Annotated in this window: 21 protein-coding genes and 2 pseudogenes; 13 read left to right on the plus strand and 10 right to left on the minus strand. The window is 71.4% G+C overall.

The features are described 5' to 3' along the window. The first annotated feature begins 146 nt into the window (after nucleotides 1-146). Complete coding sequence (locus ATK36_RS06810; RefSeq protein WP_098510494.1) at nucleotides 147-1,175, plus strand: methyltransferase; 1,029 nt, start codon at nucleotides 147-149, stop codon at nucleotides 1,173-1,175. 255 nt (nucleotides 1,176-1,430) lie between these two features. Here ATK36_RS06810 and ATK36_RS06815 read toward each other — a convergent pair whose 3' ends face one another. Further along, entirely contained in the window at nucleotides 1,431-2,228 is a 798-nt protein-coding gene (locus ATK36_RS06815) for a maleylpyruvate isomerase N-terminal domain-containing protein (RefSeq protein WP_098510495.1), read from the minus strand. Beyond that, nucleotides 2,218-2,694, minus strand: a complete 477-nt coding sequence (locus tag ATK36_RS06820) for an SAV_6107 family HEPN domain-containing protein (protein ID WP_098510496.1) — start codon at nucleotides 2,692-2,694, stop codon at nucleotides 2,218-2,220. Before ATK36_RS06820 ends, ATK36_RS06815 begins: the two co-directional genes overlap by 11 nt. Nucleotides 2,695-2,899: 205 nt before the next feature. Here ATK36_RS06820 and ATK36_RS06825 point away from each other — a divergent pair, with 205 nt between their 5' ends. Both ATK36_RS06825 and ATK36_RS06830 read left to right on the plus strand, forming a co-directional pair. After that, entirely contained in the window at nucleotides 2,900-3,424 is a 525-nt protein-coding gene (locus ATK36_RS06825; RefSeq protein ID WP_098510497.1) for a YbaK/EbsC family protein, read from the plus strand. Then, entirely contained in the window at nucleotides 3,421-3,993 is a 573-nt protein-coding gene (locus ATK36_RS06830; RefSeq protein WP_098510498.1) for a GNAT family N-acetyltransferase, read from the plus strand. The genes ATK36_RS06825 and ATK36_RS06830 overlap by 4 nt, the downstream gene beginning before the upstream one ends. 2 nt (nucleotides 3,994-3,995) lie before the next feature. On the opposite strand, the gene ATK36_RS06835 is transcribed toward ATK36_RS06830, so the two are convergent. From ATK36_RS06835 to ATK36_RS06845, 3 genes are all read right to left on the minus strand, one after another. Beyond that, nucleotides 3,996-4,217: a hypothetical protein gene (locus tag ATK36_RS06835; protein WP_386999734.1), complete on the minus strand. Its 222-nt coding sequence runs from the start codon at nucleotides 4,215-4,217 to the stop codon at nucleotides 3,996-3,998. Between the two features lie 498 nt (nucleotides 4,218-4,715). Next, nucleotides 4,716-6,395, minus strand: a complete 1,680-nt coding sequence (locus tag ATK36_RS06840) for a DUF885 domain-containing protein (protein ID WP_170069650.1) — start codon at nucleotides 6,393-6,395, stop codon at nucleotides 4,716-4,718. A 31-nt stretch (nucleotides 6,396-6,426) separates the two neighbouring features. After that, on the minus strand, nucleotides 6,427-7,311 hold the full coding sequence (locus ATK36_RS06845; RefSeq protein ID WP_098510500.1) for a methylenetetrahydrofolate reductase: 885 nt from the start codon (nucleotides 7,309-7,311) through the stop codon (nucleotides 6,427-6,429). A gap of 109 nt (nucleotides 7,312-7,420) precedes the next feature. Here ATK36_RS06845 and merB point away from each other — a divergent pair, with 109 nt between their 5' ends. The 4 genes from merB (at nucleotide 7,421) to ATK36_RS06865 (ending at nucleotide 11,659) form a co-directional block, all read left to right on the plus strand. Beyond that, on the plus strand, nucleotides 7,421-8,068 hold the full coding sequence (merB, locus tag ATK36_RS06850; protein ID WP_098510501.1) for an organomercurial lyase: 648 nt from the start codon (nucleotides 7,421-7,423) through the stop codon (nucleotides 8,066-8,068). A 71-nt stretch (nucleotides 8,069-8,139) separates the two neighbouring features. Beyond that, on the plus strand, nucleotides 8,140-9,225 hold the full coding sequence (locus ATK36_RS06855; protein ID WP_098510502.1) for a polyprenyl synthetase family protein: 1,086 nt from the start codon (nucleotides 8,140-8,142) through the stop codon (nucleotides 9,223-9,225). Then, a complete protein-coding gene (crtI, locus tag ATK36_RS06860; protein ID WP_098510503.1) occupies nucleotides 9,225-10,700 on the plus strand; it encodes a phytoene desaturase family protein in 1,476 nt (491 codons plus the stop codon). Before ATK36_RS06855 ends, crtI begins: the two co-directional genes overlap by 1 nt. Continuing rightward, entirely contained in the window at nucleotides 10,697-11,659 is a 963-nt protein-coding gene (locus ATK36_RS06865) for a phytoene/squalene synthase family protein (protein WP_098510504.1), read from the plus strand. Before crtI ends, ATK36_RS06865 begins: the two co-directional genes overlap by 4 nt. A 6-nt stretch (nucleotides 11,660-11,665) precedes the next feature. Here ATK36_RS06865 and ATK36_RS06870 read toward each other — a convergent pair whose 3' ends face one another. Beyond that, nucleotides 11,666-12,034 carry an Rv2175c family DNA-binding protein gene (locus tag ATK36_RS06870; RefSeq protein WP_098510505.1) on the minus strand — a complete coding sequence of 123 codons (369 nt, stop codon included), beginning with the start codon at nucleotides 12,032-12,034 and terminating at the stop codon, nucleotides 11,666-11,668. 91 nt (nucleotides 12,035-12,125) lie between these two features. On the opposite strand from ATK36_RS06870, the gene pknB reads away from it, so the two are divergent. From pknB to ATK36_RS34615, 4 genes and pseudogenes are all read left to right on the plus strand, one after another. Then, entirely contained in the window at nucleotides 12,126-14,129 is a 2,004-nt protein-coding gene (gene pknB / locus ATK36_RS06875) for a Stk1 family PASTA domain-containing Ser/Thr kinase (RefSeq protein ID WP_098510506.1), read from the plus strand. A 535-nt stretch (nucleotides 14,130-14,664) separates the two neighbouring features. After that, complete coding sequence (locus ATK36_RS06880; protein WP_098510507.1) at nucleotides 14,665-15,357, plus strand: hypothetical protein; 693 nt, start codon at nucleotides 14,665-14,667, stop codon at nucleotides 15,355-15,357. Nucleotides 15,358-15,457: 100 nt separating this feature from the next. Continuing rightward, a pseudogene (locus tag ATK36_RS06885) lies at nucleotides 15,458-16,072 on the plus strand (wax ester/triacylglycerol synthase domain-containing protein); the annotation flags it as partial. Nucleotides 16,073-16,819: 747 nt separating this feature from the next. Further along, nucleotides 16,820-17,623: pseudogene (locus ATK36_RS34615) on the plus strand (WS/DGAT domain-containing protein); the annotation flags it as partial. Nucleotides 17,624-17,627: 4 nt separating this feature from the next. On the opposite strand, the gene ATK36_RS06895 reads toward ATK36_RS34615, so the two are convergent. The 3 genes from ATK36_RS06895 to ATK36_RS32805 all read right to left on the minus strand — a co-directional run bounded on the left by ATK36_RS06895 (nucleotide 17,628) and on the right by ATK36_RS32805 (nucleotide 20,479). Then, entirely contained in the window at nucleotides 17,628-19,019 is a 1,392-nt protein-coding gene (locus ATK36_RS06895; protein WP_170069651.1) for a class II 3-deoxy-7-phosphoheptulonate synthase, read from the minus strand. A gap of 284 nt (nucleotides 19,020-19,303) precedes the next feature. Next, a complete protein-coding gene (locus ATK36_RS32800) occupies nucleotides 19,304-19,924 on the minus strand; it encodes an amidohydrolase family protein (protein WP_211291824.1) in 621 nt (206 codons plus the stop codon). 144 nt (nucleotides 19,925-20,068) lie between these two features. After that, entirely contained in the window at nucleotides 20,069-20,479 is a 411-nt protein-coding gene (locus ATK36_RS32805; protein ID WP_211291825.1) for an amidohydrolase family protein, read from the minus strand. Between the two features lie 93 nt (nucleotides 20,480-20,572). On the opposite strand from ATK36_RS32805, the gene ATK36_RS06905 reads away from it, so the two are divergent. Together ATK36_RS06905 and ATK36_RS06910 are read left to right on the plus strand one after the other, a co-directional pair. Further along, on the plus strand, nucleotides 20,573-20,935 hold the full coding sequence (locus tag ATK36_RS06905; protein ID WP_098510508.1) for a DUF5313 family protein: 363 nt from the start codon (nucleotides 20,573-20,575) through the stop codon (nucleotides 20,933-20,935). Between the two features lie 138 nt (nucleotides 20,936-21,073). Further along, nucleotides 21,074-21,868, plus strand: a complete 795-nt coding sequence (locus tag ATK36_RS06910) for a sigma-70 family RNA polymerase sigma factor (RefSeq protein WP_245914461.1) — start codon at nucleotides 21,074-21,076, stop codon at nucleotides 21,866-21,868. Nucleotides 21,869-22,710: 842 nt separating this feature from the next. Here the strand turns inward: ATK36_RS06910 and ATK36_RS06920 are convergent. Then, a complete protein-coding gene (locus ATK36_RS06920) occupies nucleotides 22,711-24,048 on the minus strand; it encodes an IniB N-terminal domain-containing protein (RefSeq protein ID WP_098510510.1) in 1,338 nt (445 codons plus the stop codon). Between the last annotated feature and the right edge of the window lie 320 nt (nucleotides 24,049-24,368).

The following is a 24,368-nucleotide window of genomic DNA, read 5'->3' on the forward strand; positions in this document are numbered from 1 at the left end:
GCCGTTCGTGCTCGGAATGTCTCCATGGCTCCACGATCCCCGTCGCGGGTAACCGGCCTGCTCCCCGAATGTTTCGCCCATGTCAGCAGTCACGCGCGATCGGTGATCCGGACGAAACATCCACCGGCGTTAACCGGTTGACCGGCATGCGATCGTCGATCTTCGTGAGCGAACAGGACTTTGCCACGCTCCGGGAACTCGCCGGGCTGGCCACTCCGATGGCATTACGGGTCGCGGTCACCTTGGGGCTGCCCGATCGGCTGCGCGGGGACGGTGCGGACATCGAGCAGATCGCGGCGGAACTCGGGGTTTCGCCGGTCGCGCTCGAACTCCTGCTGGGGCACCTCGGCACGCTCGGCGTCGTCGACCACGGACCCGGCGGCTACCGGACCACCGCCTATGGCGCGGCCTTGTGCGCGGACGCGGGCAACGGCCTGGCGAACCTCCTGGACCTGACCACCGCGGGTGGGCGAGCGGAGCTGGCCCTTACCGAACTGCTGCACAGCGTCACCACCGGCGAAGCCGGGTACCCCCGGCTGTACGGGCAGGATTTCTGGGCGGATCTCGCCGCGCAGCCGCGCCTGCGGGAATCGTTCGACCGGCAGATGACGTACCGGTTCCGGGACCAGGTATCGCAGATCGCCGCCGGGCACGACTGGGGCAGGTACTCCGGCATCGTGGACGTCGGGGGCGGGCGCGGCACTCTCCTCGCCGCGATCCTGCTCGCGCATCCCACGGTGCGGGGTCACCTGATCGACCTGGCCCCCACTGCCGCCGCGGCCGAGCGCACTTTCCACGGCCACGCCCTCGGCGACCGGGCACGCGTCACCGCGGGAAGCTTCTTCGACCCTCTCCCGGCCGGCGCGGACGCCTATCTGCTGTCCGACATCCTGCACGACTGGGACGACGAGCACGCCCACCGGATCCTGGCCCGCTGCGCCGAAGCCGCCACCGCCACCGCCACCGCCACCGGCCGCATCCTGATCATCGAACCGGTCGGCGGCCGCCGCGGGGAAACTGCCATGGACCTGGCCATGCTCACGATCTTCGGCAGCCGCGAACGCCGAGTCGACGAATTCCGCACTCTCGCCGCCGCCCACCGCCTGATCCTGGACCAGGTGACCGATCTGAGCGACCAACGGTGCCTGCTGGAATTCCGCCTCACCGACCACTGATCCACGACGGTTGCCGCCGCGCCCGGTTGCCGTTCCGCCCCGGTGCCCTTCCGCGGCACAACCCTTGCGAGACAACGCATCGGCGAGATCGATCGCGTCACCGCGCGAACCGCGGCCAGGCTCTCGGCCGCAGCGGGAGAAACGAGGCTCGGTGGCTCGGTGGCTCGGTGGCTCGGAGCACACCGGGCGACAATCGACCAGCCAACGAACCCGGAAATCCAGCAGCGCAAGCCCGACGGAAGAAGAAACCCCGGTTCAGCGGGTGGCCAGCCGGAGCAATGCCCAGAGCTGCGCGGACAGCTCGTGATCCCCCTCGGTATGGGTCGCTGTCACCGGTGTCCGGCCCCACAGCCAGAGATACACGGTGGCGGGAGAACCGGTGACCACGGCGTCCGCAGTATCCGCTTCGGACTGGGCACAGCGCCAAGCCTCGGTTTCGCCGGGGCCGGCGCGGGTGATCCAGCTGTGGCCTCCCGTGCGGAAACCCCCGGCGCGGTAACCCTCGGTGTGAAAGCCCACGGTGCCGTGACGGGTACCGGAGATGCCCATGGTGGTGAGGCGGTGTCCAAAGTAGAGAGTGAGCGCCTCGTCCACGCCGTCGGTGGCCAGGTCTTCCGGGACCGACGGGACGCCGATGGCCGCGGCGCGTTCGGCGTCCACCCGGTGGATCAGGGTTTCGTGCAGGGCGCGGCGGCGCCAGAAACCGTACGTCGGATCGGCGGGCCACCAGGTGGCGGCGCGGGTCCCCGGGTCGTGCGCGGCCAGCTCGGCGGCCAGCTCCGCGTGCCCGGACTCGTAGAACCCGGCCACGGACTCGCCCGCGGCCGGAGCCGTCTGCCATCGCCCGGGACGGCGGCCCCGGCGCAGCCACGCCACCGCGTACCGGTGGATGCTGCCGACGTGCTGGAGCAGATCGTTCAGCGTCCACCCGGGGGTGGCCGGCACGGGAACGTCCGGCGACGCCGCGTGGGCCACCTCGCCCAGCAGGCGGGCCTCGATCCGGAACGCCTCGAGCAACCGGCCGTGATCGACCGTGCCGAGTTCACGCGACATGGGCTTCGCCGGAGATCGGCAGGCCGTGCACGACCCGGCGGACCAGCTCGAGGAACCGGCCGGTGGCCTGCAGCAGAGCGGCGGCCGATTCGGCGGTGACGCGGCCGGTGATGCCCGCCTCGGCGGCGGCCCTGGTCTCGGAGTTGGCGGCGAAGAACGCCGACCAGTCCCGCAGCTCGGGTGCCACCGCGTCGAGCAGCACCCAGCCGCTGGCCGGGCGGCCCCGGCCCCGGCGCGGCCGCCCGCGGGCGGCGAGCACCGCCCCCGCCCCGCGCAGCGCGGCCAGGTAGGCGCCGATGAAACGCTCGGCCGGATCACGTTCGTTCGCGGCGTGCGCCAGACCGCGCTTCGCCTGGGTGAGCAGGGCCGCGGCGGCCGGGTGCGCCGGCGGGCGCAGCGACAGCGGCAGCTGCGGCTGCCCGCGGCCGGGGGGACCATCCGCGGGGGACACGGCCGAGACGGACATGACGACCCTCCTCCTGCTCGGGCGGGACCGGTCCGGCCACGAGGCGCTTCCCCCACCCCGGGGCCGGTCCGGGATTTCCCACCGGATGTCGAACGTCTGTTCGAACGATTCCAGAATAGCTCCGGGGGCGGGCGGGCTCAACCCCGGCGGGGAAATCCAGGGCGTGGCTCCGGACACGACCACCCCGGCGTGGTCTCATAACCGCATGAGCTCCCACGATCACCCCGCCGTCGCCAAGGTCACCGCCGCACTGGCCGAGGCGGGTCACCAGGCCGCCGCCGACCGGGTGCGGATGCTGCCCGCCGAGGTCCGCACCGCCGCGCAGGCCGCGGCGGCGCTCGGCGTCCCGGTCGGCGCCATCGCCAACAGCCTGGTGTTCCGCGCCCGCACCGCGGACGGCAAGGAGGCCGCGCTGCTCGCGCTCACCTCGGGGGCGCACCGGGCGCGGGAATCCCGGATGGCCGAGCTGGCCGGCTTCGCCGAGGTGGGCAAGGCCGACGCGGCGTTCGTGCGGGAGCACACCGGGCAGGCGATCGGCGGGGTCGCCCCGATCGGGCACCCGGTCCGGCTGGTCACGCTCGTGGACCCCGCGCTGCGCGAGTACCCCGAGGTGTGGGCCGCGGCCGGGCATCCGAAGTCGATCTTCCCGGCCACGTTCGACCTGCTCGTCGAGCTCACCGGGGGTATCGCGGGCGCGTTCGCCGGAGAAGGGGAGGATGGACGGCTGTGACCGCCATGTCCTCCGGATGCTCCCGCTATGTACGGCTCTCCGCGGACGAGTTCCGCGCGCGGTTGCAGGAAGCCCTCGCGATCTACGTGCAGGCCATGCAGTACCCCGAGGGCACGGCCGAGCAGCGCGCGCCGATGTGGCTCACCCACGCCCTGCGCGAAGGCTGGCGCTGCATGGCCGCGCTGGACGGCAACGGAGTGCTGCTCGGTCTCGCCTACGGGTACCACGGCCGTGCCGGGCAGTGGTGGCACGAGCAGGTCCGGCAGGGCCTCACCCGGCGTTCCGGGCGGCAGAAGGCGGACGAGTGGCTGTCGGACTACTTCGAGCTCACCGAGATCCACGTACGCCCGGAGAACCAGGGCAAGCAGATCGGCGAGGGCCTGTTGCTCGGGCTGCTCGACGGCGTCGAGAAGTCGAAGGTGCTGCTCTCGACGCCCGAGGGCACCAACCGTGCGTGGAACCTGTACCGCCGCACCGGATTCGTCGACGTCCTGCGTGACTACCACTTCACCGGCGACCCACGGCCGTTCGCGATCCTCGGGCGGCAGCTGCCGCTGGAGCGGCGCTGAATTCACCGCGGTTCGGGCCGCCAGTAGCCCACGGCGGACAGGAAGGCGACCGGCAGGACGGTTGCAGTGAGCGGTTCCAGCAGCGCGTACAACGCCCCAAGCACCGGGTACGCGTGGGTAAGGCCGTAGAAGTACGCAGCGGCTGTCGGCACGATGCCGAAGTACGCGGCGGCAGGGGCGAGCAGCGCTCCGCCGAAGAGGCAGCCGTACACCGTGGTGGCCATCGGGTCCAACCCGGGTACCGGCTTCGCAGTGACGAGCGTGAATACGGCGAAACCTGCCGCGGCCAACCGAGCGAGATCGCCGCCCAGCAAGAGCCGTTACGTGGCACCGAAAACGGAGCCATCCCCACGAGCCGCCCGAGGAGCGACCACCTGATTCCGTGAAGGGCCCTTCACGGAACCAGAGTCCAGGGTCCCGGCAAAGTTGGTCGAAGGGCCTGTGATCAGCAGAGTGCCGAGGCTGCCGCGTCATCATCGGCGGTACCTGCCATCTTCATCGGCGGTACCTGCCATCTTCATCGGCGGTACCTGCCATCTTCGTCGATCACGCCCGGCAGCGGGCGATGCGGTTGCGTTCGAGATGCGCGACCACCTCGTGGTGTGCGCCGGACCTGTCTCAAGTCCGTGAAGGGGCCCTTCACAGACTCTGAGTCTGTGAAGGGCCCCTTCACGGACGGCCTCGCGGCAGGCTGCCCCGAACCCCGCAGCCCCAGTACTGGCTCAGTCCAGCTGTGCCAGTTGCTCCCGAAGCGTGTCCAGCCCCATCCCGCCCATGCGCAAAGCCTTGGTGTGGAACTGCTGCAGGTCGAACGCCGCACCCTGCCGGTGGCGGGCTTCTTCGCGGGCGGCCAGCCACAGGCGTTCACCCAGTTTGTACGCCGGTGCCTGGCCCGGCCAGCCCAGGTAGCGATCGATCTCGTCGCGGACGTGGGCCTCGTCGGTGATCGTGCGGGTCAGCATGAATTCCAGGCCCAGGTCCGGGGTCCAGCGTTCGCCCTCGTGGAAACCGGTGCCGGCGGGGATGGTCAGTTCCAGGTGCATGCCCAGGTCGACGACCACGCGGGCGGCGCGGAACAGCTGGTCCGACAGCATGCCCAGCAGGTTGCCGTCGTCGGAGAGATAGCCCAGTTCCCGCATCAGGCGCTCGGCGTACAGCGCCCAGCCCTCACCATGCGCGGAGACGAAGGTCATCAGGCGCTGGTACTTGGTGAGCGTCGCGGCCTGGTTCACCGCGGTCGCGATCTGCAAGTGGTGGCCGGGCACGCCCTCGTGGTAGACGGTCGAGACCTCGCGCCAGGTGATGAAGTCCTCGCGGTCGGCGGGGACTGACCACCACATCCGGCCGGGGCGGGTGAAGTCCTCGCTGGGCCCGGTGTAGTACGCGCCGACGCCTCCGCCCGGCGGGGCGATCCGGCAGTCCAGCGCCATCAGCCGGTCCGGGATGTCGAAGTGCTTGCCGCGCAACGACTTCAGCGCGTCGTCCGACAGGGTCTGCATCCAGGCTTCGAACTGCTGCCTGCCGTGCACGTGGTAGCGCGGGTCGGCGTCGAGCACCTGCGCCGCCTCGGCGACCGAGGCGCCCGGGCGGATCCGGCCGGCCACCTCGCGCATGTCCGCCTCGATCCGGGCGAACTCCGCCCAGCCCCATTCGTAGGCTTCCCGCAGGTCCAGCTCCGCGCCGATGAAGTAGCGCGACCACAGCCGGTAGACGTCCTCGCCGACCGCGTCCTTCGCGGGGGCCTCCGGAGCCAGCTCGGCCCGCAGGAAGCCGGCGAACTCGGCGAACGCCTCCCCGGCCGCGCGGGCACCGGCGTCCAGGTCACCGCGCAACGCGTCGATCTTCGCGCCGGACACCAGCTCGCGGAAGAACCCGCCGCCGTTCTTGAGCCCGGCCCAGGTCTCGCACTGTTCGGCGACCTTGGCGACCTGCCGCAGCGCCGGCACCCGCCCGTCTCCGGCTGCGCTGAGCAGCGACGCCCGCATTCCGGCCAGCGCCTCCGGGACCGCGCGCAGCCGGGCCGCGATGTTCGCCCAGTCCTGCTCGGTCTCGTCCGGCATCAGGTCGAACACCATGCGCAGGCTCTGCACCGGGCTGTCGATCACGTTGAGCGCCGACATGTCGAGGCCCGCGTCGTGGATCTCCAGTTCGAGACCGGTCCGCTCGGCGAAGACCGCCTTGGCGACCCGCTCCCCCGCGTCGGCGGGCTCCGCGGCGGTGATCGCGGCCAGCGCCCGACGGCCCAGCTCGGCACGCGCCGCGTGGCCCTCGGGCGAGTAGTCGGTGAGCCGGTCGTCGTATCCGGTGACGCCGAGCATGGTCGCCGCGACCGGGTCCACGGCCGCGTAATCGTCGACGTACCGGTCGCAGATGCCCGGCACGCTCTGTTCGGTGGAAGCCATGCCCGGCACGCTACCGCCCGGCGCCACCCGATCAGGCCCGCGCGGGGACGAGTCCCAGCCGGGTCACCACCTCACGCGTGGCCTTAGCCCGGTTGAACGTATAGAAGTGCAGGTCGGGCACGCCTTCGGCGAGCAGCTTCTCGCACATTTCGGTGACCGCGTCCAGCCCCGCGGCGCGGAACGCCTTCGGGTCGTCCGACAGCGGTTCGAGCCGGTCCAGCAGCCGCTGCGACGCACTCGTGCCGGAAAGCTTGATGGTGGTACGCAGGGTCCGCGGCGTGGTCAGCGGCATGATGCCGGGCAGCACCAGCGCGTCGCAGCCGGCCGCGGCCACCCGGTCGCGCAGCCGCAGGAAATCCTCGGCCTCGAAGAACAGCTGCGCGATGGCGAAGTCCGCGCCCGCGCGGAATTTCCGGACCAGGTACTTGGTGTCGGTCTCCAGGTCGGCCGAGCGCGGGTGGCCGTAGGGGAACGCGGACACGCCCACGCAGAAGTCGCCGAGCGAGCGGACCAGCTCGACCAGTTCCTCGGCGTAGGTGAGGCCTTCGGGGTGCGGAACCCAGTCGCCGTAGACGTCGCCGGGCGGGTCGCCGCGCAGGGCGAGGATGTTGCGCACGCCGACCGCGGCGTACCAGCCGATCACGTTCCGCAGTTCGGCCACCGAATGGTCGACCGCGGTCAGGTGCGCCATCGGGCACAGCGTGGTCTCGGTGGCCACGCGGGCGATGCTGCGGATGGTGCCGTCCCGGCTGGAGCCACCCGCACCGTAGGTGATCGACATGTACGCCGGGTCCAGCGGCTCCAGTTCCCGGATCGAGCGCCACAGCACGGCCTCGTCCGCCTCGTCCCGGGGCGGGAAGAACTCGATGGAGAACGGGGGCGCGTCCCCCTGCAGCCGCTCGATCACCGACGTCATACCGTGAAATGGTAGTAGCTTGCCTCGAAGCCCGGCAGGTCCGCCACGTGGCCCCGGCCCCCCGCCCGGGCGTACCGTCGGGTCCGGGAGCCTCCGGAAGGAGTCACCGGTGAGCAGCGAAGACGACCTGGCCTGGGACGAAGACGTGCGGCTGGCGGTGTACCAGGCGTTCGCCACCCGTGGCGCTCCGCCCACCGCCGCAGAGCTGGCGGACGCCGCGCACGGTTCGCTCGCGGTGGCCAAGCAGGCGCTGCACCGGATGGCCGACCCGCACTGGCTGTGGCTCGACGAGCGGGAGCACGTCGCACTGGCCGCGCCGTTCGCCGCGGTCCCGCTCGGGTTCGCCGTGATGGGCGAGCACACGCTGTGGTGGGGCGGCTGCGCGTGGGATTCGTTCGCGATCCCGCACGTCGTGCCGGGGGAGCCCGAGGTGCTGGTCGCGACCCGCTGTCCCGGCTGCGGCGAGCCGTCCGCGCTGGTCGTGCGCCGCGACCGGCCGCCGCCGGACGGGCCGCAGGTCGCCTGCTTCCCGGACTCCCCCGCCCGGCTGGCCGGACAGCGCGCGAGCCAGCGGCTGTATTGCGATGAGTCCTGTGTGGACAGTTCGGGCGAGCTGCTCGGCCTGCCCGCGCTGTGGCATCTGGCCAAGGACTGGTACACCGGCTGCCTGGACCCCGGCTACCGGCCGCGCGGGCCGGAGGCGGCCGCCGGGTACTTCGCCTCCGCCGGGCTCACCGGTGCGTTCTGGAGTGCGTGAGCACGTCTGGTTCGCCACATCCGGGGCCACCCGCCGCGAGCATGGGCACCGGCGTCGGTGAGGATGGCGGTATGGACGGATTCGACGCCGATCTCCCCGCGCATGTGGAACGCGCGCTGGCCGCCTTCCTCGGTCACGCGGGCCAGCAGATCGTGCGCACCGAACCGAGCGTGGCGGCCGGGATCGACGCGCTGTCCGGCTTCGTGCTGGGCGGCGGCAAGCGGATCCGGCCGACGTTCGCCTGGTGGGGCTGGCGCGGTGCGGGCGGCGCGTCCGCCGGGCCTGCGGCCGAGGGCGCGCTGCAGGTGGTGTCGAGCCTGGAGCTGATCCAGGCCTGCGCACTGATTCACGACGACCTCATCGACTCCTCCGACTCCCGCCGCGGCAACCCGACGGTGCACGTCGCGTCCGCGAAGCTGCACGCCGACCACGGGTGGCTCGGCTCGCCCGCGACGTTCGGCCTGGCCAGCGCGGTGCTGGTCGGGGATCTCGCGCTCGCGTGGGCCGACGACATGTTCGCCGAAGCTCCGCTGCCCGCAGCCACGCTCGCCGCGGCGCGGCCGGCCTGGCGCGCGATGCGTACCGAAGTGCTCGCCGGGCAGTACCTCGACGTGCGTACGCAGGCAGTGGGCGACGCCTCCCCCGAAGCCGCCCTGAGGATCGACAGGCTGAAGACCGCCGCGTACACCGTGCAGCGCCCCCTGCACCTCGGTGCCGCCCTCGCCGGTGCCGGCGAGGAGCTGATCACCACCCTCCTGGAGTTCGGCGGCGAGGTCGGCGTGGCTTTCCAGCTGCGTGACGACCTGCTCGGCGTGTTCGGCGACCCATCGGTCACCGGAAAGCCCGCGGGCGACGATCTGCGCGAGGGCAAACGCACCCTGCTCGTGGCGCTGGGCCTGCAGCTGGCGGCCGAGCAGGGCGACGACGCGGCGGCGCAGGTGATCGCCGACGCGATCGGCGCCACGGACCTCGCCGGCGCAGCCGTGGACCGCGTACGCGAAGCGCTCACGTCCGTGGGCGCGGTGGCTGCGGTGGAGCGCCGGATCGACGAGCTGACCACGTCCGCAGCGGACGCGCTGGAGCGCGCACACCTGGCCGAGCCCGCGCCGTCGGCGCTGGCCGAGCTGATCCGGCTGGCCACGCAACGGACCTCGTGATGCGGACTGTCGGCACGTACGCCGACCATGTGGTGGTCGTGGGTGCGGGGCTGGCCGGGCTGTCGGCGGCGCTGCACCTGCTCGGCGCGGGGCGCCGGGTCACGCTGCTGGAGCAGCACAAGACGCCCGGAGGACGGGCCGGGCAGCAGGATTTCGGTGCGAACGCGGTGGACACCGGTGCCAGCGTGCTGACCATGCCGGAGCTGGTGGACGAGGCGTTGCATGCGGTGGGCGAATCGCTCGCGGACACCGTGCCGCTCACCCGCCTTGATCCGGCTTACCGCGCCCGGTTCGCCGACGGCAGCACGCTCGCGCTACGTACGGACGGCGAAGCGATGGAAGCCGAGATCCGCGCGTTCGCCGGTCCGGCCGAAGCGCTGGGATACCGGAAGCTGCGACAGTGGCTCACCGCGCTGTACGCGGTGCAGAAGGACCGCTTCATCGGCACCAACTTCGACTCGCCGTTTGATCTCGTCCGGCCGGAGCTGGTGAAGCTCGCCGCGTTGGGCGGCTTCGGACGTCTCGGGCCACGTGTCGCAAGGTTTCTTCGCGACGAACGCGTGCAGCGGCTCTTCTCGTTCCAGGCGTTGTACGCAGGTCTCGAACCCGCGCGCGCTTTGGGCGCCTACGGCGTGATCGCGTACATGGACACTGTCGGCGGCGTTTACTACCCACGCGGCGGTATGGGCGCCATCGCCCGCGCGATGTCCGACGCCGTCACGCGCGCAGGTGGCGAACTGCGGTTTGGTACCGAAGCTGCGTGGCTTGAGCGGGTTTCCTCTCGCGTACGCGCCGTACGTACGCGGGCGGGCGAACGCATCGCCTGTGACGCCGTGGTGCTCGCGACGGAGCTATCGGCCGCGTACCGCTTGCTCGGCGCGCGCCCGCGCCGTGTGCTGCCACTGCGGTACTCGCCTTCGGCCTTCGTGTTGCACGGGCACGCGCGCCGTTCCTGGCCGGAGCTGGAGCACCACACGGTCTTCTTCGGCGAAGCCTGGCATCGGACTTTCGCCGAGATAGTCCGCGAAGGCACACTGATGAGCGACCCGTCGCTGCTCGTGACCCGGCCGACCGCGACAGAGCCGGCGCTCGCCGGGGAAGGCGGCGAGATCGTCTCCGTGCTCGCTCCCGCGCCGAACCTGCGCACCGGCCGCCAGGACTGGGCGAGTATCGGCCCTGCCTATCGCGAAGAACTCCTTCGCACGCTTGAAGCCCGTGGGCTCACCGGGTTCGCCGAAGAGTTCACTGTGGACGAACAGCTCACCCCGGCGGACTGGGCGGCCCGTGGGCTCGCCGCGGGCACGCCGTTCTCTCTCGCGCACACCTTCGCCCAGACCGGCCCGTTCCGCCCCGCCAACCTGGTACGCGCGGCAGGCAACGTGGTGCTCGCCGGCTGCGGCACCACGCCCGGCGTCGGCATCCCGCCGGTGCTCATCTCCGGACGTCTCGCCGCGGAAAGGATCACCGGACGGTGACCGAGCTGGACGCCGCCGGCATCACAGACCCCGGCCTGCGAGCCGCTTACCTCGAATGCCGGCGCATCAACGCCCACCACGGCCGTACGTTCTTCCTCGCCACCCGGCTGCTTCCGGCGCGTGCCCGGCCGGCCGCGCACGCGCTGTACGGCTTCGCGCGTATGGCCGACGAACTGGTCGACAACCCCGAACCCGGCGTGGATCCGGCCGTGGCACTGGACAAGGTGGGCGACTTCGTCGACGAGGTGTACGGCGGGGTTGAGCCGGCCGAGCCCGTACTACGCGCCATGGCGGACACCGTGCGCCGCTATCGCATCGAGCGGACGCTGGTGGACGCCTTCCTGCACTCGATGCGGATGGACCTCACCGTCACCGAGTACGCCACGTACGCCGACCTCGCCGAGTACATCCACGGCTCCGCGGGCGTGATCGGGCTGCAGATGCTGCCGGTGTTCGGCACCGTCGGCCCGCTCGCCGAGGCCGAACCGGGAGCGGCCGCACTGGGCGAAGCGTTCCAGATGACCAATTTCCTGCGGGACATCGGAGAAGACCTCGACCGCGGCAGGCTGTACCTGCCGACCGGCGAACTGGCCGCGTTCGGGGTGGACCGGGAGGTCTTGCAGGCAGCGCGCCGCGCCGGGCGGCCGGACCCGCGGGTGCGGGCCGCGCTCGCCTTCACGGTGTCGCGCACGCGCGCCGTCTACCGCCGTGCCGAGGCCGGAATTCGGTTGCTGCGCCCGGAATCCCGGCCCTGTGTACGGACCTCGATGACGCTGTACGAGGGCATCCTGGACGAGATCGAGGCGATGGACTACGACGTGCTCGACCGCCGCGCGGTGGTCGGCCTCCGGCGGCGGCTCACGGTCGCGCTCCCCGCGCTCTGCGCCGGGTGGCTCCGCCGGAGTCAGGCGGCGCGCACGGGATCGGTCACGCGGCGCCGGACTCCGTACGCTCCGTGACCGCGGTCAGAAGGCCATGGCCTGGGCGCGCCGCTTGACCTCGGTGCCGTGGCTGGTGCGCAGGGCGTTGATCGGGGTGGTGCCCGGCAGCGTCTCGTCCGCGGTGAACAGCCAGCGCAGCATCTCGGTCCGGGTGAAACCCGAGTCGGCGAGCACGGTGATCGTGCCGGCCAGGCCCTTGACCACCCCGCCGGAGACGAAGAAATCGCCCGGTACGCACAGTTCGCCGTCCCGCCGCACCGCGATCAGGTGGCCGTCGCGCAGGAGCTGGCGCACCTTGTTCGCGGAGAGCCCCAGTGCGGCGGCCACCTCCGGCAGCGGCAGGACCGCGACCGCGGGGTCGAGGACGTCGTCGGCGACAGGTATCCCACTCACATGTGACACTGTGCCACATCGGGCCGGGTTCCCCACTGGTACGCCTGGGTGACCCACCCCCGGGCGCGGACTTTCCGTACGATTGCCCACCGTGACACGCACGGATCCGCTTCTCGTCGGCACTCTGCTGGACGGCCGCTACCGCGTGGACCGGCTGCTGGCCAAGGGTGGGATGTCCGCCGTCTACCGGGGGCTGGACACCCGGCTCGACCGGCCGGTGGCCATCAAGATCATGGACCCGCGGTTCGCCGACGATCGGTCGTTCGTCGACCGGTTCGTGCGCGAAGCGCGATCGGCCGCCCAGTTGCATCACCCGAACGTGGTATCGGTGCACGATCAGGGCTTCGCCACCCCGGCCGATCCCGATTCGGGCCTGGCGTTCCTGGTGATGGAGCTGGTCCAGGGCGGCACCCTGCGTGATCTGCTGGCCGAGCAAGGCAGGCTCGACGTGGCGCTCGTGTTCGGCGTGGCCGAGCCGGTGCTGTCCGCGCTGGCCGCGGCGCACGCGGCCGGGCTGGTGCACCGCGACGTGAAACCGGAGAACGTGCTCATCGGCCGCAGCGGTCAGGTCGGCGGCGGAGTGGTGAAGGTCGGTGACTTCGGCCTGGTGCGCGCCGTCGCCAGCGCGGGCACCACCAGCTCCAGCGTCATCCTCGGCACGGTCGCCTATCTCTCGCCGGAACAGGTGGGCACCGGCGCCACCACCGCGCGCGGCGACGTGTACGCCACCGGCATCCTGCTGTACGAGATGCTGACCGGCCGTGTGCCCTATGTCGGCGACACCGCGCTTTCGGTCGCGTACCGGCACGTGAACGACGACGTGCCGCGTCCGGGCGAGCTGCGGCCCGATCTGCCGGCCGCGCTCGACGAACTGATCGTGCGCGCCACCCGGCGTGATCCGGAGCTGCGCCCGGCCGACGCCGGGGAATTCCTCACCGAACTACAGGCCGTCCGCGCTCAGCTGGGCATCGAGCTGGCCACCGTGCCCGTGCCACCGCCGCCGGACGCCAGCCACGTCTCTGACACCGAACAGACGCTGCCGCGCATCCCGGCCGTCGCGGAGACGATGCCGATGTCCGGTCCACGCGGCACCCGTGCGCTGACCAGGGCGGTTCCTACGGGAGCGCCGCCAGTACCACCGCCGCCCGTGCCGCCGGTGCCGAGGGAAGAGCCGCCGGAGGAGCCGAAGCGACGCAGCCGCGGGAAGCTGATAACGCTGGTGGTCGCCGGGGTGCTCGTGCTGGGCGGGCTGATCGGCGGGTTCGCGTTCATGCTCACCGATTCCGGGTCGACCACGTCGAACGTGCCACGGCTCGTCGGGCTCACCCAGGCAGCCGCGGGCGACGCGCTGCGCGCGGCACAACTCAACCCGCGTTACAGCCAGGAGTTCAGCAACACCGTGCCGGCCAACACGGTGATCAAGACGAGCCCTGCGGAGGGCACGAAACTCGACCAGAACGCCACGGTGTCCGTGGTGGTGTCGAAGGGCCGGCCGAAGGTGCCCGACGTCCGCGTCGGCGCTTCGCTCGGCGAAGCGACGAAGGCGATCCAAGGCCAGCAGCTGACCGTCACGCAGGGTACGCCGGAGTACAGCGACACAACGCCGGAAGGCAGCGTGCTGAGCGTGAACCCCACAGCCGGTACTGCAGTCGACATCGGCAGCGCGGTGACGCTCGTGCTGTCCAAGGGGCCGGAGCCGTTGCCACCGGTGCCGGACGTCACCGGACGCCCGAAGGACGAGGCGTTCACCCTACTGCGCCAGTACGGCTTCACTCCGGTGGACGGCGGCGAAGAGGTCTCACAGACGGTCCCCTTGGGCAGTGTCACCCGCACCGACCCGGCGGCGAACTCGCCGGGCACCAAGCAGGTGAAGGTCTGGGTGTCCAATTCCGTCCAGGTGCCCGACGTGCGGTTCAAGCCGTTCGACGAGGCGGCGCAGATCCTCAAGGACGCGGGCCTCGACGTCGATCGCAAGGGCAACGGCAATGGAAACGGCGGCCATGGTGGCTTCGGCTTCGTCCTGCAGCAGGATCCGCAACCCGGCACGCTCGTCGCGAAGGGCACGAAGGTGCACATCCGCGGATGGGGTGACTGAGCCGTTCCTCCCCCGCCGCGGTGACCCGGCGTGATGACACCCGGCCGAGCCTCGGGAAAGCATCGCGACCTTCGGGGATGTCTGGGTACCGTAGCCGCATGGTGACCCCGAAGGGCCTGTACCTGCCCGCCCAGGCGCCGCCCCGGCACCCTGGGACGGGCGGGGCTCTGGCGACTCCCGCGCCGTGCGGGGCTGCCGCGACAGGGACCACAGCAACCGCTACGGTAAGTGATGCTTTTGCGACCCTCGGTATCCCAGCGTCCGGCGATGGTGCGGCGAAGGGACCGCCGGTGACGAACGGGCCTCTTGTGCCCCAGGAACCTCCTGCGCCTGGCCCCGCTCGGTATGCCCTGGCGAAGTCCGTGAAGGGGCCCTTCACGGACTCTGAGTCTGTGGAGGGCCCCTTCACGGCCCGCGGGGTCCGGTGCGGGACGGCGGCGGCCCGCCTCCGCAGGCCGCTGGGAGAGTTCGGGTGTGGTGAAGTCGGCCTGCGGCACTTGGCCGTGTCAGATGCTCTCCCCCGGCACGGCCGCCGATGAGCTTCTTCGGTGACGGTTCTCGCGAGCGTCCGCTGTTTCCGGTGCGGGAGCAGGAGTTGTTCGGGTACGAGGAGCGGCCGTGGATCGGGCCGCCGAGTGACCACATCGTGCCGGCGTTGCTGCCGTGGGCGATGCCGCTGGGGCGGGCCGAGCGCGCCATCGTGGCGTTGCGGGCGGTGGAGGTGTGGCCGGAGGCGATGACACTGGTGCTCGGCGTGTACTCGCGCGACGCCATGGAGGGCGGACCGCCGATCGCGCACCGGCGGGTGCCGGATTACCGTTCGCTGCTGGTCGGGGTGTCGTTCCCGGATGGCAGCCGGGCCAGTTCGGAGAGCATCTCGGTGCCCACCGCGGGGCAGCCGGACGAGCCGGTGCTGCGGGTGCAGGGTGGTGGCGGCACCCAGTTCCACCAGGAGCACCGGATTTTCGTGTGGCCGCTGCCGTCCGACGGGCAGATGGAGATCATCGTGCAATGGCTCGAACGGGGGATCCCGGAGACGCACAACGGGTTCGACGGCGCCCGCATCCGTGCCGCCGCGAACGAGGCCGGCGAGCTGTGGCCGGGACTGCCGCGACGTCCGGGAAACGGGGTCGCGATGCGCCAGATCGCGGGCTCGGCAGGGAGTTTCGGGCTGGCACCGCGACAACTACCGCAGCGCACTCCGCGGGCTGCTGCCCCAGGGGAGTGAACCGACGGGCAGTTAGCACCCGCGAAACATGCCGACCATCGTCCCGTCATGTCCGGGTGGTGTCGTGGGCCTTCTGCCGTTTCCCGCCGCAGGAGGACTCATGACGGCCACGCCGCTCAGCTCGCTCGACGTCGCATTCCTGTGCCTGGGCAGCGAAACCGCGCCCATGCACCTGGGTGCCGTGCTCACGTTCGCTCCCGCCGAGCCGGCCGATCCGGACCGGCTGGTCACCCTGCTCACCCGGCGCGCGGCGAAAATCCCCGAGCTGCGAAGGAAAACCCGGAGCACCCTGTTCCCGCCGGGCGCCGCGGCCTGGGTGGACGACCCGGATTTCTCGGCCGCGCGCCACGTCGACCACCACCGGCTGAGCACGCTGTACGAACCCGACCCGCTGCCGGAGTTCGCCTCCCGGTGGATTGCCGAACCCCTCGACCCAGACCGTCCACTGTGGAGCCTGACGGTGGCGACCGGCCTGCCGGGAAACGGTTTCGCCGTGCTGCTCAAACTGCACCACGCCCTCACCGACGGCGCGGGCGCCTACGCGATCGGCGTCGGACTGCTCGACGAGAACCACTCCGCCGCCCGCCGCCGCGCACCGCGTTCCCCACAGGGCGACCGCCACAAGGGTGCGGAATCCGGCAGGAATCACCCCATTTCGCGCCCGAGTTCGTCGTTCGACGTGCTCCGCGAGACTTCCGAATCCGGCGGCGACCACTCCGCCTCGCATCCGAGCCCGGCGCTCGGCGTGCGCCGCGGTGCTCCTGAGCCTGACAAGAGCCACCAGATCCCGAGCCCACCGCCCGGCGCACGCCGCACCACCTCTGAACCCGGCGACGGCCACCTGACCGCACAGCAGTGCGCGCCGCTCAACACTCACCGCACCATCCCCGAACCCACCGAAAATCACCCGATCCCGCACCCGAATCCACCATTCGACGCACGCCGCGACACTCCCGAGCCCGGCAGGCGCCACCCCACCGCGCGCCCACCGGCCAACGCACCCCACAGCGCCCCCGAACCTGGTACCGACCACCCCGCGCCAGCCACACCACTCGACATCCCAGAACCTCGCAAGAACCACCTCCCCACGCCCCATCCGCCTCCACCGCATGGCGCCCTCAGCAGCACCCCGGAACCCACGACCGGCCACTCCACGCCACGACTGCGCCCGCCACACGACGCACTCCACAGCACCCCGAAACCCACCAAGAGCACCACCGCGCACCCGAACCCACCACACGACACCCATCACGCCACCCCAGAACCCGCCAGCAACCACCTCACCCCGAACCCACCGGACGACGCACGTCACGCCACCCCGGAGCCCGCCACCAGCCACTGCCCCACACCGCGCTCGCGCCCACCGCACGACACCCACCACCACACCCCAGAACCCGCCACCAACCACCCCACCCCGCACCAATCCCCACCACACGACCACCGCCGCGACACCCCGAAACCGGCCCAGCCCCTCCCCCGCCCGCCCCGCCCCCGCTCGCCTCTCGAGGCCCTCCGCCACACGCTGGAGACGGCCACCATCGCCTCGTCCGTGGTCCGGGCCGCGCGGCCACCGCAGTCGCCGGTGATCGCGCCCGCCACCGCGGGGCGCAGGCTCGGGTTCGCTCAGCTGCCGCTCACCGACCTGCGCGGCATCCGCCGTGCGCACGGCGGCACCACCCACGACGTGGTGCTCGCCATCCTGTCCGGAGCGCTGCGCACGTGGTTGCTCAACCGCGGCGTCCGCGCCGACGACCGGACCCTGCGGGCGCTGGTCCCGGTCAGCGTGCGCGGGCGCGCCGCGGAGCAGACGGGCGGCAACAAGCTGTCCGGGTACCTGTGCGAACTTCCGGTGGGCCTGGACGACCCGGTACGCCGGCTGCACCGGGTCCGCACGGCGATGGCCCGCAACAAGGCGGCCGGTCCGCGCCGCGGCGCCGGAGCGTTCCCGCTCCTGGCCGAACGGGTGCCCACCCTGCTGCATCGCCTGGGCACCCGCACCGCCGGAATGGCTGCGCCCCTGCTCTTCGACCTCGTGATAACGAGCGTACCCGTGCCCGCGCCCCGCCTCACCCTCGATGGCGCCCCGCTGGCCCACGTCCACCCGTTCGTGCCGCTGGCCCCGCGGCAGGCGGTCGGCATCGCGGTCGCACCGTACCGGGACACCGTCCACATAGGACTTCAGGCGAACGCGGACGCGGTCCCGGACCTCGGCGCGCTGCGGGACGCGGTGGCCAAGTCCGCGGCGGAACTGGTGCACACCGGGTGATCGCTCAGCCGCGCAGCATCTCCGCGACGAGGAAGGCCAGTTCGAGGGATTGCTGGGTGTTGAGCCGCGGGTCGCAGGCGGTCTCGTAGCGGCCCGCGAGGTCCACGTCGGAGATCTCCTGTGCCCCGCCGAGGCATTCGGTGACGTCCTCGCCGGTGAGTTCGACGTGGATCCCGCCGGGATAGCTGCCGAGCTGGTGGTGCACCTCGAAAAAGCCCTGCACCTCGTCGACGATCCGGTCGAAGTGGCGGGTCTTGTAGCCGGTGGAGGCCTCGTGGGTGTTGCCGTGCATCGGGTCGCACTGCCAGATGACCTTGTGCCCGGAGGCCTCGACCTTCTCCACGATCGCCGGGAGCACGTCGCGGACCTTGCCGTTGCCCATCCGGGAGATCAGCGTCAGCCGGCCCGGTTCGCCGCGCGGGTCGAGCCGTTCCACGTACTCCAGCGCCTGCTCGGGCCTAGTGGTGGGGCCGATCTTGAGCCCGATCGGGTTGCTCAGCAGCTCGGCGAACGCGATGTGCGCGCCGTCGAGCTGGCGGGTGCGCTCGCCGACCCACAGAAAGTGCGAGGAAAGGTTGTACAGCTTGGGATTCGCCGCGTCGGCGTTGTCCATCCGCAGCATCGCGCGCTCGTAGTCCAGCAGCAGCGCCTCGTGGCTGGCGAAGATCTCCGTGGAGTGCAGCGAGGTGTCGGTGACCCCGCAGGCGTTCATGAACCGCAGGCCGCGGTCGATCTCGCCGGCCAGCGCCTCGTACCGCTCCCCGGCCGGGGAGGAGGTCACGAAATCCTTGTTCCAGTCGTGCACCTGGTGCAGATCGGCCATCCCGGCGCCGGTCAGCGCGCGGACCAGGTTCATCGCCGCGCCCGCGTTCGCATACGCGCGGATCATCCGGCCTGGGTCCGGCACCCGCAGCTCCGGCTTGGCCACCAGCGAGTTGATGATGTCCCCGCGATAGACCGGCAGGCCGAGCGCGTCGGTGGCGGCCGAGCGCGGTTTCGCGTACTGCCCGGCGATCCGGCCGACCTTGACCACCGGCAGGCTCGCCCCGTAGGTCAGCACCACCGCCATCTGCAGCAGGGTGCGCAGGTTCGCCCGGATGTGCGGTTCGGTGTTGGACTCGAACGTCTCCGCGCAGTCGCCGCCCTGCAGCAGGAACGCCTCACCGCGGGCGACCATCGCCAGCCGGTCCTGCAACCGGTCGATCTCGGCGGGCACGGTGATCGGCGGCACGCTCTCCAGCACCGAACGGACCCGCTTGGCCAGCTCGGCGTCCGGCCACTCGGGCTGCTGCGCGGCCGGCAGCGCCAACGCCGTGTCGAGCCGCGCACGCAGCTCCGGCGGCAACGGCGGAAGTTCGGGAAGCGTGTCGACGGGAACATCCACTGTCCAGTTCACAGATGTCAGGATAGGGTCTCGCGCGCTTCGCCGTGTCCGGTGGGCGGCTACCGGAGACCTACCCCACCCTCACCCCGCCGCAGCCAGGGGCCCGGCAAAGTTGATCGAGAACCCGTGATCAGCAGAGAGAACCGTGGCGTGCGCCGGACCTGTCCCGAAGTCTGTGAAGGGGCCCTTCACAGACTCAGAGTCCGTGAAAGGCCCCTTGACGGACCTTCACGGACCTCCGCCGTCCGCGCAGGTCCCTCCACACCAACTTTGCCGGCACCCTGCCGCCGCAGCGCTCAGATCAGCAGCTCCCCCTCGCGCACGACCACGCGGCCACCGGCCACCACCCAAGCCCGGCGCAGCACGCGGACCAGCGCGTCGGGCACGTTCTCCGCATCGAGCAGCACGATGTCGGCACGGCAGCCGGGCGCGAGATCGTGTTTCGCGCGGTCCACGAACGGGGCGGCCTGCATGGTGGCGAGCCGTACGGCGGTGGTCAGGTCCTCGTCGGTGCGCAGGCCGTGCAGCCGGGCGAAGCCGAGGGCGATGCGGAGCACATCGCCGTCGCCGAAGGGGGGACCAGAGGTCGCGGATCCCGTCCGTGCCGAGGCCGAGCGGGACGCGCGCGCGGCGAGATCCGGCCACGGCAGCGGGGCCGAACGGACCGGAGCGACCGTGGCGAGGGAGATTCCCGCCTCCTCGATCCGGTCGAGCAACTGCCGTTGCCGGGCCGGGAGTACCTCGCCGAGCGCGAAGCCGTGCGACACGGTCACCTTCCCCTGCAGTCCGATTCGGACGGTCCGGTCGGCGATCAGTTCGTAGTGGAACGCGCCGAGTTCACCGCTGTCGTGCAGGTGGATGTCGAGCCCGGCGCCCCGCAGCTCGGCGAGGTCGAACAGCGCGTCGAGCTGGGCCACCGGGTCGCGGTCGATCCCGGCCGGATCGATCCCGCCGATCCGGCCGGGATCGACCGCACTGCCGCGTCGAGCAGGGGGAGCACGCCGGGCCTGCGGATCACCCCGTCTTGCGGGAAGGCGACGATCTCGACGTCGACGGCGCCGTCAAGACGGGTCCGCGGCCTCGATGCCACGCAGGCCGATCCCCAGGTCGACGTCGACGTGGCTGCGCGTCGCCGTGGTGCCGTGCCGGAGGAATTCCCGCAGCACCGCCTCGGCGACCGGCACGCTCGGGATGCCGAGCCGGTCCCGCTCGGCACGTTCGTGCGCGATGCGGCCTTCGGTCGTCGTGATCCCGCCGTAAGGCTCCCACGGATGACCCCACCAGCTCTTGTCCACGTGGGCGTGCGCGTTGACGAATCCCGGGAGGGCGAGCCGGCCGCCACCGTCGATCCGGTCGGTGATTGCCGGGGCTGCCCCGGCCGGGCACACCCGGGTGATCCGGGCGCCGTCGAGCACCAGGTCGGAGAGTGGACCGCCCCAGGGACGCACGTCCGTGACGAGCAGCGAAGTCATGGAATTGGTATACCAAACGGGCGGCGGGTCCGGGTCGTGAATTTCCCTGGCCCGGCCGGGTACAACCGGGCCTGTTCCGGGTATTCACCCCAGGTGAACCGCCCTGGACCGGTGCGCTGGCTGCGTTACGTCTACGGTGGCCGCCTTCCCGACGACTACCGCGAGTGGGTGCTGCACGACACGACCACGGGAACCTGGCTGCTGCGAGCGGCTTTCCAGATCTTCGCGATCGCGCTGCCGTGGCTGGTCGCGGCGTTCTTCGTGCTCACCCTGCTGACCCCGCTGCCGGTCACGGTGGTGGTCGCGGCCCTGCTGATGTGCCTTGCGCTGAGCATGTTCCTCACCCTGACCAGCGCGGACGAGTTCGCCGAGGTCCGCCTCGCCAAGCACGGATTCCCTCCGGGCACCGGGAAGCTCGTGCGGAAACGCCGGGGCGGGCACTCGACCTGGCCGTGACAACCGTTCACCTGCGACACCTTCGGGCGGCGATTGGTTCACACAACCCGCACCGGATATCGAGTACACTGCTGTACCGCTTACTTTCAGTGCGGAACTCGTGACGAACCGTAGGCTGGCCGGGCAGGAGGTCACCCCGTGAACGGAAACGCGGCCACGGATACCGAGGGCTACGCGGCCCGGACCGACGCGGAGCTGCTCGGCGCGGTGCGGGCGGGCGATCATCAGGCGTGCGGGGAGCTGTTCCGGCGGCACGTGACGATGCTGCGCGGGATCGCGGGCGGCTGGGTGCGCCAGCCCGCCGAGCGGGAGGATCTGGTCGCCGAGGCGTTCGCCCGGGTGCTGAGCACGGTCGCGGCCGGCGGCGGCCCGGAGGCGAACGCGTCCGCCTACCTCGTCGCGACCATGCGGAATCTGCTTGCCCGATGGGCCAAGAACGACCGCCGGGTGGACCTGTACGCGACGGTACCGGACATGGCCACCGCGGAGCAGGGCATCGAGGACGTCGTGGTCACGCGTTCGGTGGACCACCTGATGTGGTCGGCCTACCAGACTTTGCCCGGCCGCTGGCGGACGGTCCTGTGGCGCACCACCGCGGAAGGCGACAGCCCGTCGGAAGTGGCGCCGCTGCTGGGCGTCTCGCCGAACGGGGTCACCGTGCTGGCCCGCCGCGCCCGCGAAGGCCTGCGGCAGGCGTACCTGCAGGTGCAGGTCCCGGAAGCGGAATTGCCGCAATGCCAGGAAATCCGCCGCCGGATGGGCGCCTGGCTGCGCGGCGGCCTGCCCGACCGGCGTGCCGCGACGCTCACCCGGCACGTGACCGGCTGCGCCCCCTGCCAGACGGTGGCGGGCAGACTGGCGGAGGTCAACCGGGACCTGCCGCCGGGGTGCGGGGCGCCGGAGCCAGTGCTGGTTTCGGTGGTCCGGCGGTAGGGGTGGTTACAGCCGGGATTTGTCCCGCGTGGCCGGGGAACCGTTGTCGCGGAACGGGTTTGGGGTCGATTGCGCGCCTGCTGGAGTGCTGGGTAATCGCGACAGCCTGACGCATGGCGATAGCCGGACGAAGCCGCAGCCGAGCGCGACGGAGCCGATCTTGGGGAACAGTCCTTGCAGGGTAAGGACTGTTCACTGCGGAGAGGGTGACTACGGTCGACCGAAATTCGACTCGGCACACGCCGGCTGGGAGCGGAAACCATTGCCACGGAACAAGTCTGCCGCCGATCACACACCCAGAGCCCCAGCAAAGTTGGTCGAGGACCTGTGATCAGCAGAGAGAACCGTGGCTGCCCCGTCATCATCGACGACACCTGCCATCTTCGTCGATTGCGCCCGGCAGCAGGCGAAGCGGAGGCGTTTGAGACGCGCGACCACCTCGCACTGTGCGCCAGACCTGTCCCGGGTCCGTGAAGGGGCCCTTCACAGACTCAGAGTCCGTGAAGGGCCCCTTCACGGACCTCCACGGTCGGCGCAGGGCCCCTCACACCGACTTTGCCGACACCCTGATCACACACCTGCCGGAGTGCTGGATCATCACAGACCCCACGCAGCAGCCGGAGAAACCGCGATCGAGCCCGGCAGAGCCAGACTCCCTGGAAACGCTTGCCAGGTAAGGGCATGCACACAACGGAGCGAGACATTTGTTTCAGGGCAAGAGAATACGCTCCCGACAGACGCAATAGCCCTTACCGCACAGGAAAGTCCACCGCCTGCCCTCCCCGGACACACCACGGGCCCGGACCGGCGAAGCGGTCCGGGCCCGCAGGCCGGCACTGAGCTCAGTGCCCGAGGTGAAGACCATCCAGCGAGCTGTCCGCGGTGTGCGTCTCCAGGCCCTGGACCAGGTCCTGGGCGTGGGTCTGCACGTCGCCGAGCAGGGTGCCCGCGGTGTGCGTGTCGGCGAGGTCGCCGCCGAGCGAGTGCGACGTCACGGTCTCGGTGGTGTCGTGCGCGGCCGCCAGCACGTGCTCGGTCGCCTGCGACACGACCGGGGCCTGCGCGGTGGCGCCCTCGATCGTGTGGGTCAGCGAACCGGCGTCCGGCAGGGACGAGGCGGCGGGCAGCGCCGGGACGGCCGGGGCCGCGGGCAGCGCCGGAACCGCCGGGGCGGCGTCGGCCGCCGGGACCGCGTGGTCCAGCGTGCCGGTCAGGTCACCAGCCGAGGACAGGTCGCCCCTCGGGGCCATGTCGCTCGTGGCGTCGGTCAGCGAGCCGGCCAGGTTGCCCACCGGGACGGTGCCGTCTGCCGCCGGGGCGACGCCCGCAGCGTGGGTCAGCGTGCCGGGCAGCTCACCCGTCGACTGGAGGACGGCGTCCGGCAGGTTGCCCACGGCATTCGAAACGGTCTCGGACACCGCGCCGGGGAGGTCGCCGGTCTGCGGGAGGTCCGCACGGGCGGGGTCGTAGGTGTGCACGCCCACCGGGGTGGAGCCGACCGCCGAGTTGACCGAGCCGAGCAGGCCGGAACCGGTCTCGCGGACGCCCTCGACCAGCGGGCCGGCCAGGCCGCCGACGAGCGGCAGCTGACCGGACTCGTGCACGGCGGCCTTCCACAGGGCGGCGTCGCCGAGGTGGTTGGTGACCGCGTCGACGGCCGAGCCCACGAGCTTGCCGTCGAAGAGGTGGTCGCCCACCGCGCTGACGGTGTTCTGCAGGTCGACCGCACCCGCGTCGAGCAGCGGGCCGACGATCGGGACACCGCTGGTCGCGGCCGCGACGCCGTCGACCAGGTGCGAGACCCCGTCGAGCACGCCGTGGGTGAGGGTGTTGAGGCCGGTCTCCTCCGCGAGGTGGCTGACCGCGCCGAACACGCCGCTCAGGTCGAGCGGGCCGGCGGCCGAGCCCGCCTCCTGCGCCAGCTCCTGCATCCGCGGGGCGGCCGCGTCGCCGACCTGGTCCAGCACGCCGGACACGTCACCGGCGGCGAACGGCGCCGAGCCGGCGGCGGGCGCCAGGTCGGTCACCAGCGGCATGATGTCCTGCACGTCCGCGGGGCTCACCCCGGCCAGACCGGCGCTGTCCAGCACGCCCTGCGGGTCGGCCTGGTAGGCAGCCGCCGACTGCGGGTCGTTCAGCAGGTTCAGTGCGAAATCGTGCAGCGTCTGCACCGGGCCCATAGTTGGTTCTCTCCTGTACTGACCACTGGATCGGGGAGTCCGAGAAAACGGACGAGCCGACGATCGGGCCGGCTCGCGGTCGAAGATAGGCCCACGATCGGGGCCCGCCATCGGGGGGTGGCCCGGGCGGAGAGGCCCGAACACTAGGGGACTCGCCCCTCTCCCCGATTAGGGGGATTAGGGGATTTCCGGCGAACTTCCTGGTCACAGGATCGCGTCCGGCGGGCCATTTCCGGACCTGACCGGGCCAGCCGATCGGGGGATCCCGGCGCCCCCGCGAAGAGGGACGCCGGAAACCACCCGTTGGTGTGAACGGTGGG

It is taken from the genome of Amycolatopsis sulphurea (genome assembly GCF_002564045.1).
Classification (GTDB): Bacteria; Actinomycetota; Actinomycetes; order Mycobacteriales; family Pseudonocardiaceae; genus Amycolatopsis; species Amycolatopsis sulphurea.

Coding starts and splice junctions, on each gene's coding strand:
- ATK36_RS06840 (WP_170069650.1), bottom strand. CDS start 6,395: ATGGCTTCCACCGAACAGAGCGTGCCGGGCATCTGCGACCGGTACGTC.
- ATK36_RS06920 (WP_098510510.1), bottom strand. CDS start 24,048: ATGGGCCCGGTGCAGACGCTGCACGATTTCGCACTGAACCTGCTGAAC.
- crtI (WP_098510503.1), top strand. CDS start 9,225: ATGCGGACTGTCGGCACGTACGCCGACCATGTGGTGGTCGTGGGTGCG.
- ATK36_RS06820 (WP_098510496.1), bottom strand. CDS start 2,694: ATGTCCGTCTCGGCCGTGTCCCCCGCGGATGGTCCCCCCGGCCGCGGG.
- ATK36_RS06835 (WP_386999734.1), bottom strand. CDS start 4,217: ATGGCCACCACGGTGTACGGCTGCCTCTTCGGCGGAGCGCTGCTCGCC.
- ATK36_RS06880 (WP_098510507.1), top strand. CDS start 14,665: ATGAGCTTCTTCGGTGACGGTTCTCGCGAGCGTCCGCTGTTTCCGGTG.
- ATK36_RS06845 (WP_098510500.1), bottom strand. CDS start 7,311: ATGACGTCGGTGATCGAGCGGCTGCAGGGGGACGCGCCCCCGTTCTCC.
- ATK36_RS32805 (WP_211291825.1), bottom strand. CDS start 20,479: ATGACTTCGCTGCTCGTCACGGACGTGCGTCCCTGGGGCGGTCCACTC.
- ATK36_RS06825 (WP_098510497.1), top strand. CDS start 2,900: ATGAGCTCCCACGATCACCCCGCCGTCGCCAAGGTCACCGCCGCACTG.
- ATK36_RS06810 (WP_098510494.1), top strand. CDS start 147: ATGCGATCGTCGATCTTCGTGAGCGAACAGGACTTTGCCACGCTCCGG.
- ATK36_RS06855 (WP_098510502.1), top strand. CDS start 8,140: ATGGACGGATTCGACGCCGATCTCCCCGCGCATGTGGAACGCGCGCTG.
- ATK36_RS06815 (WP_098510495.1), bottom strand. CDS start 2,228: ATGTCGCGTGAACTCGGCACGGTCGATCACGGCCGGTTGCTCGAGGCG.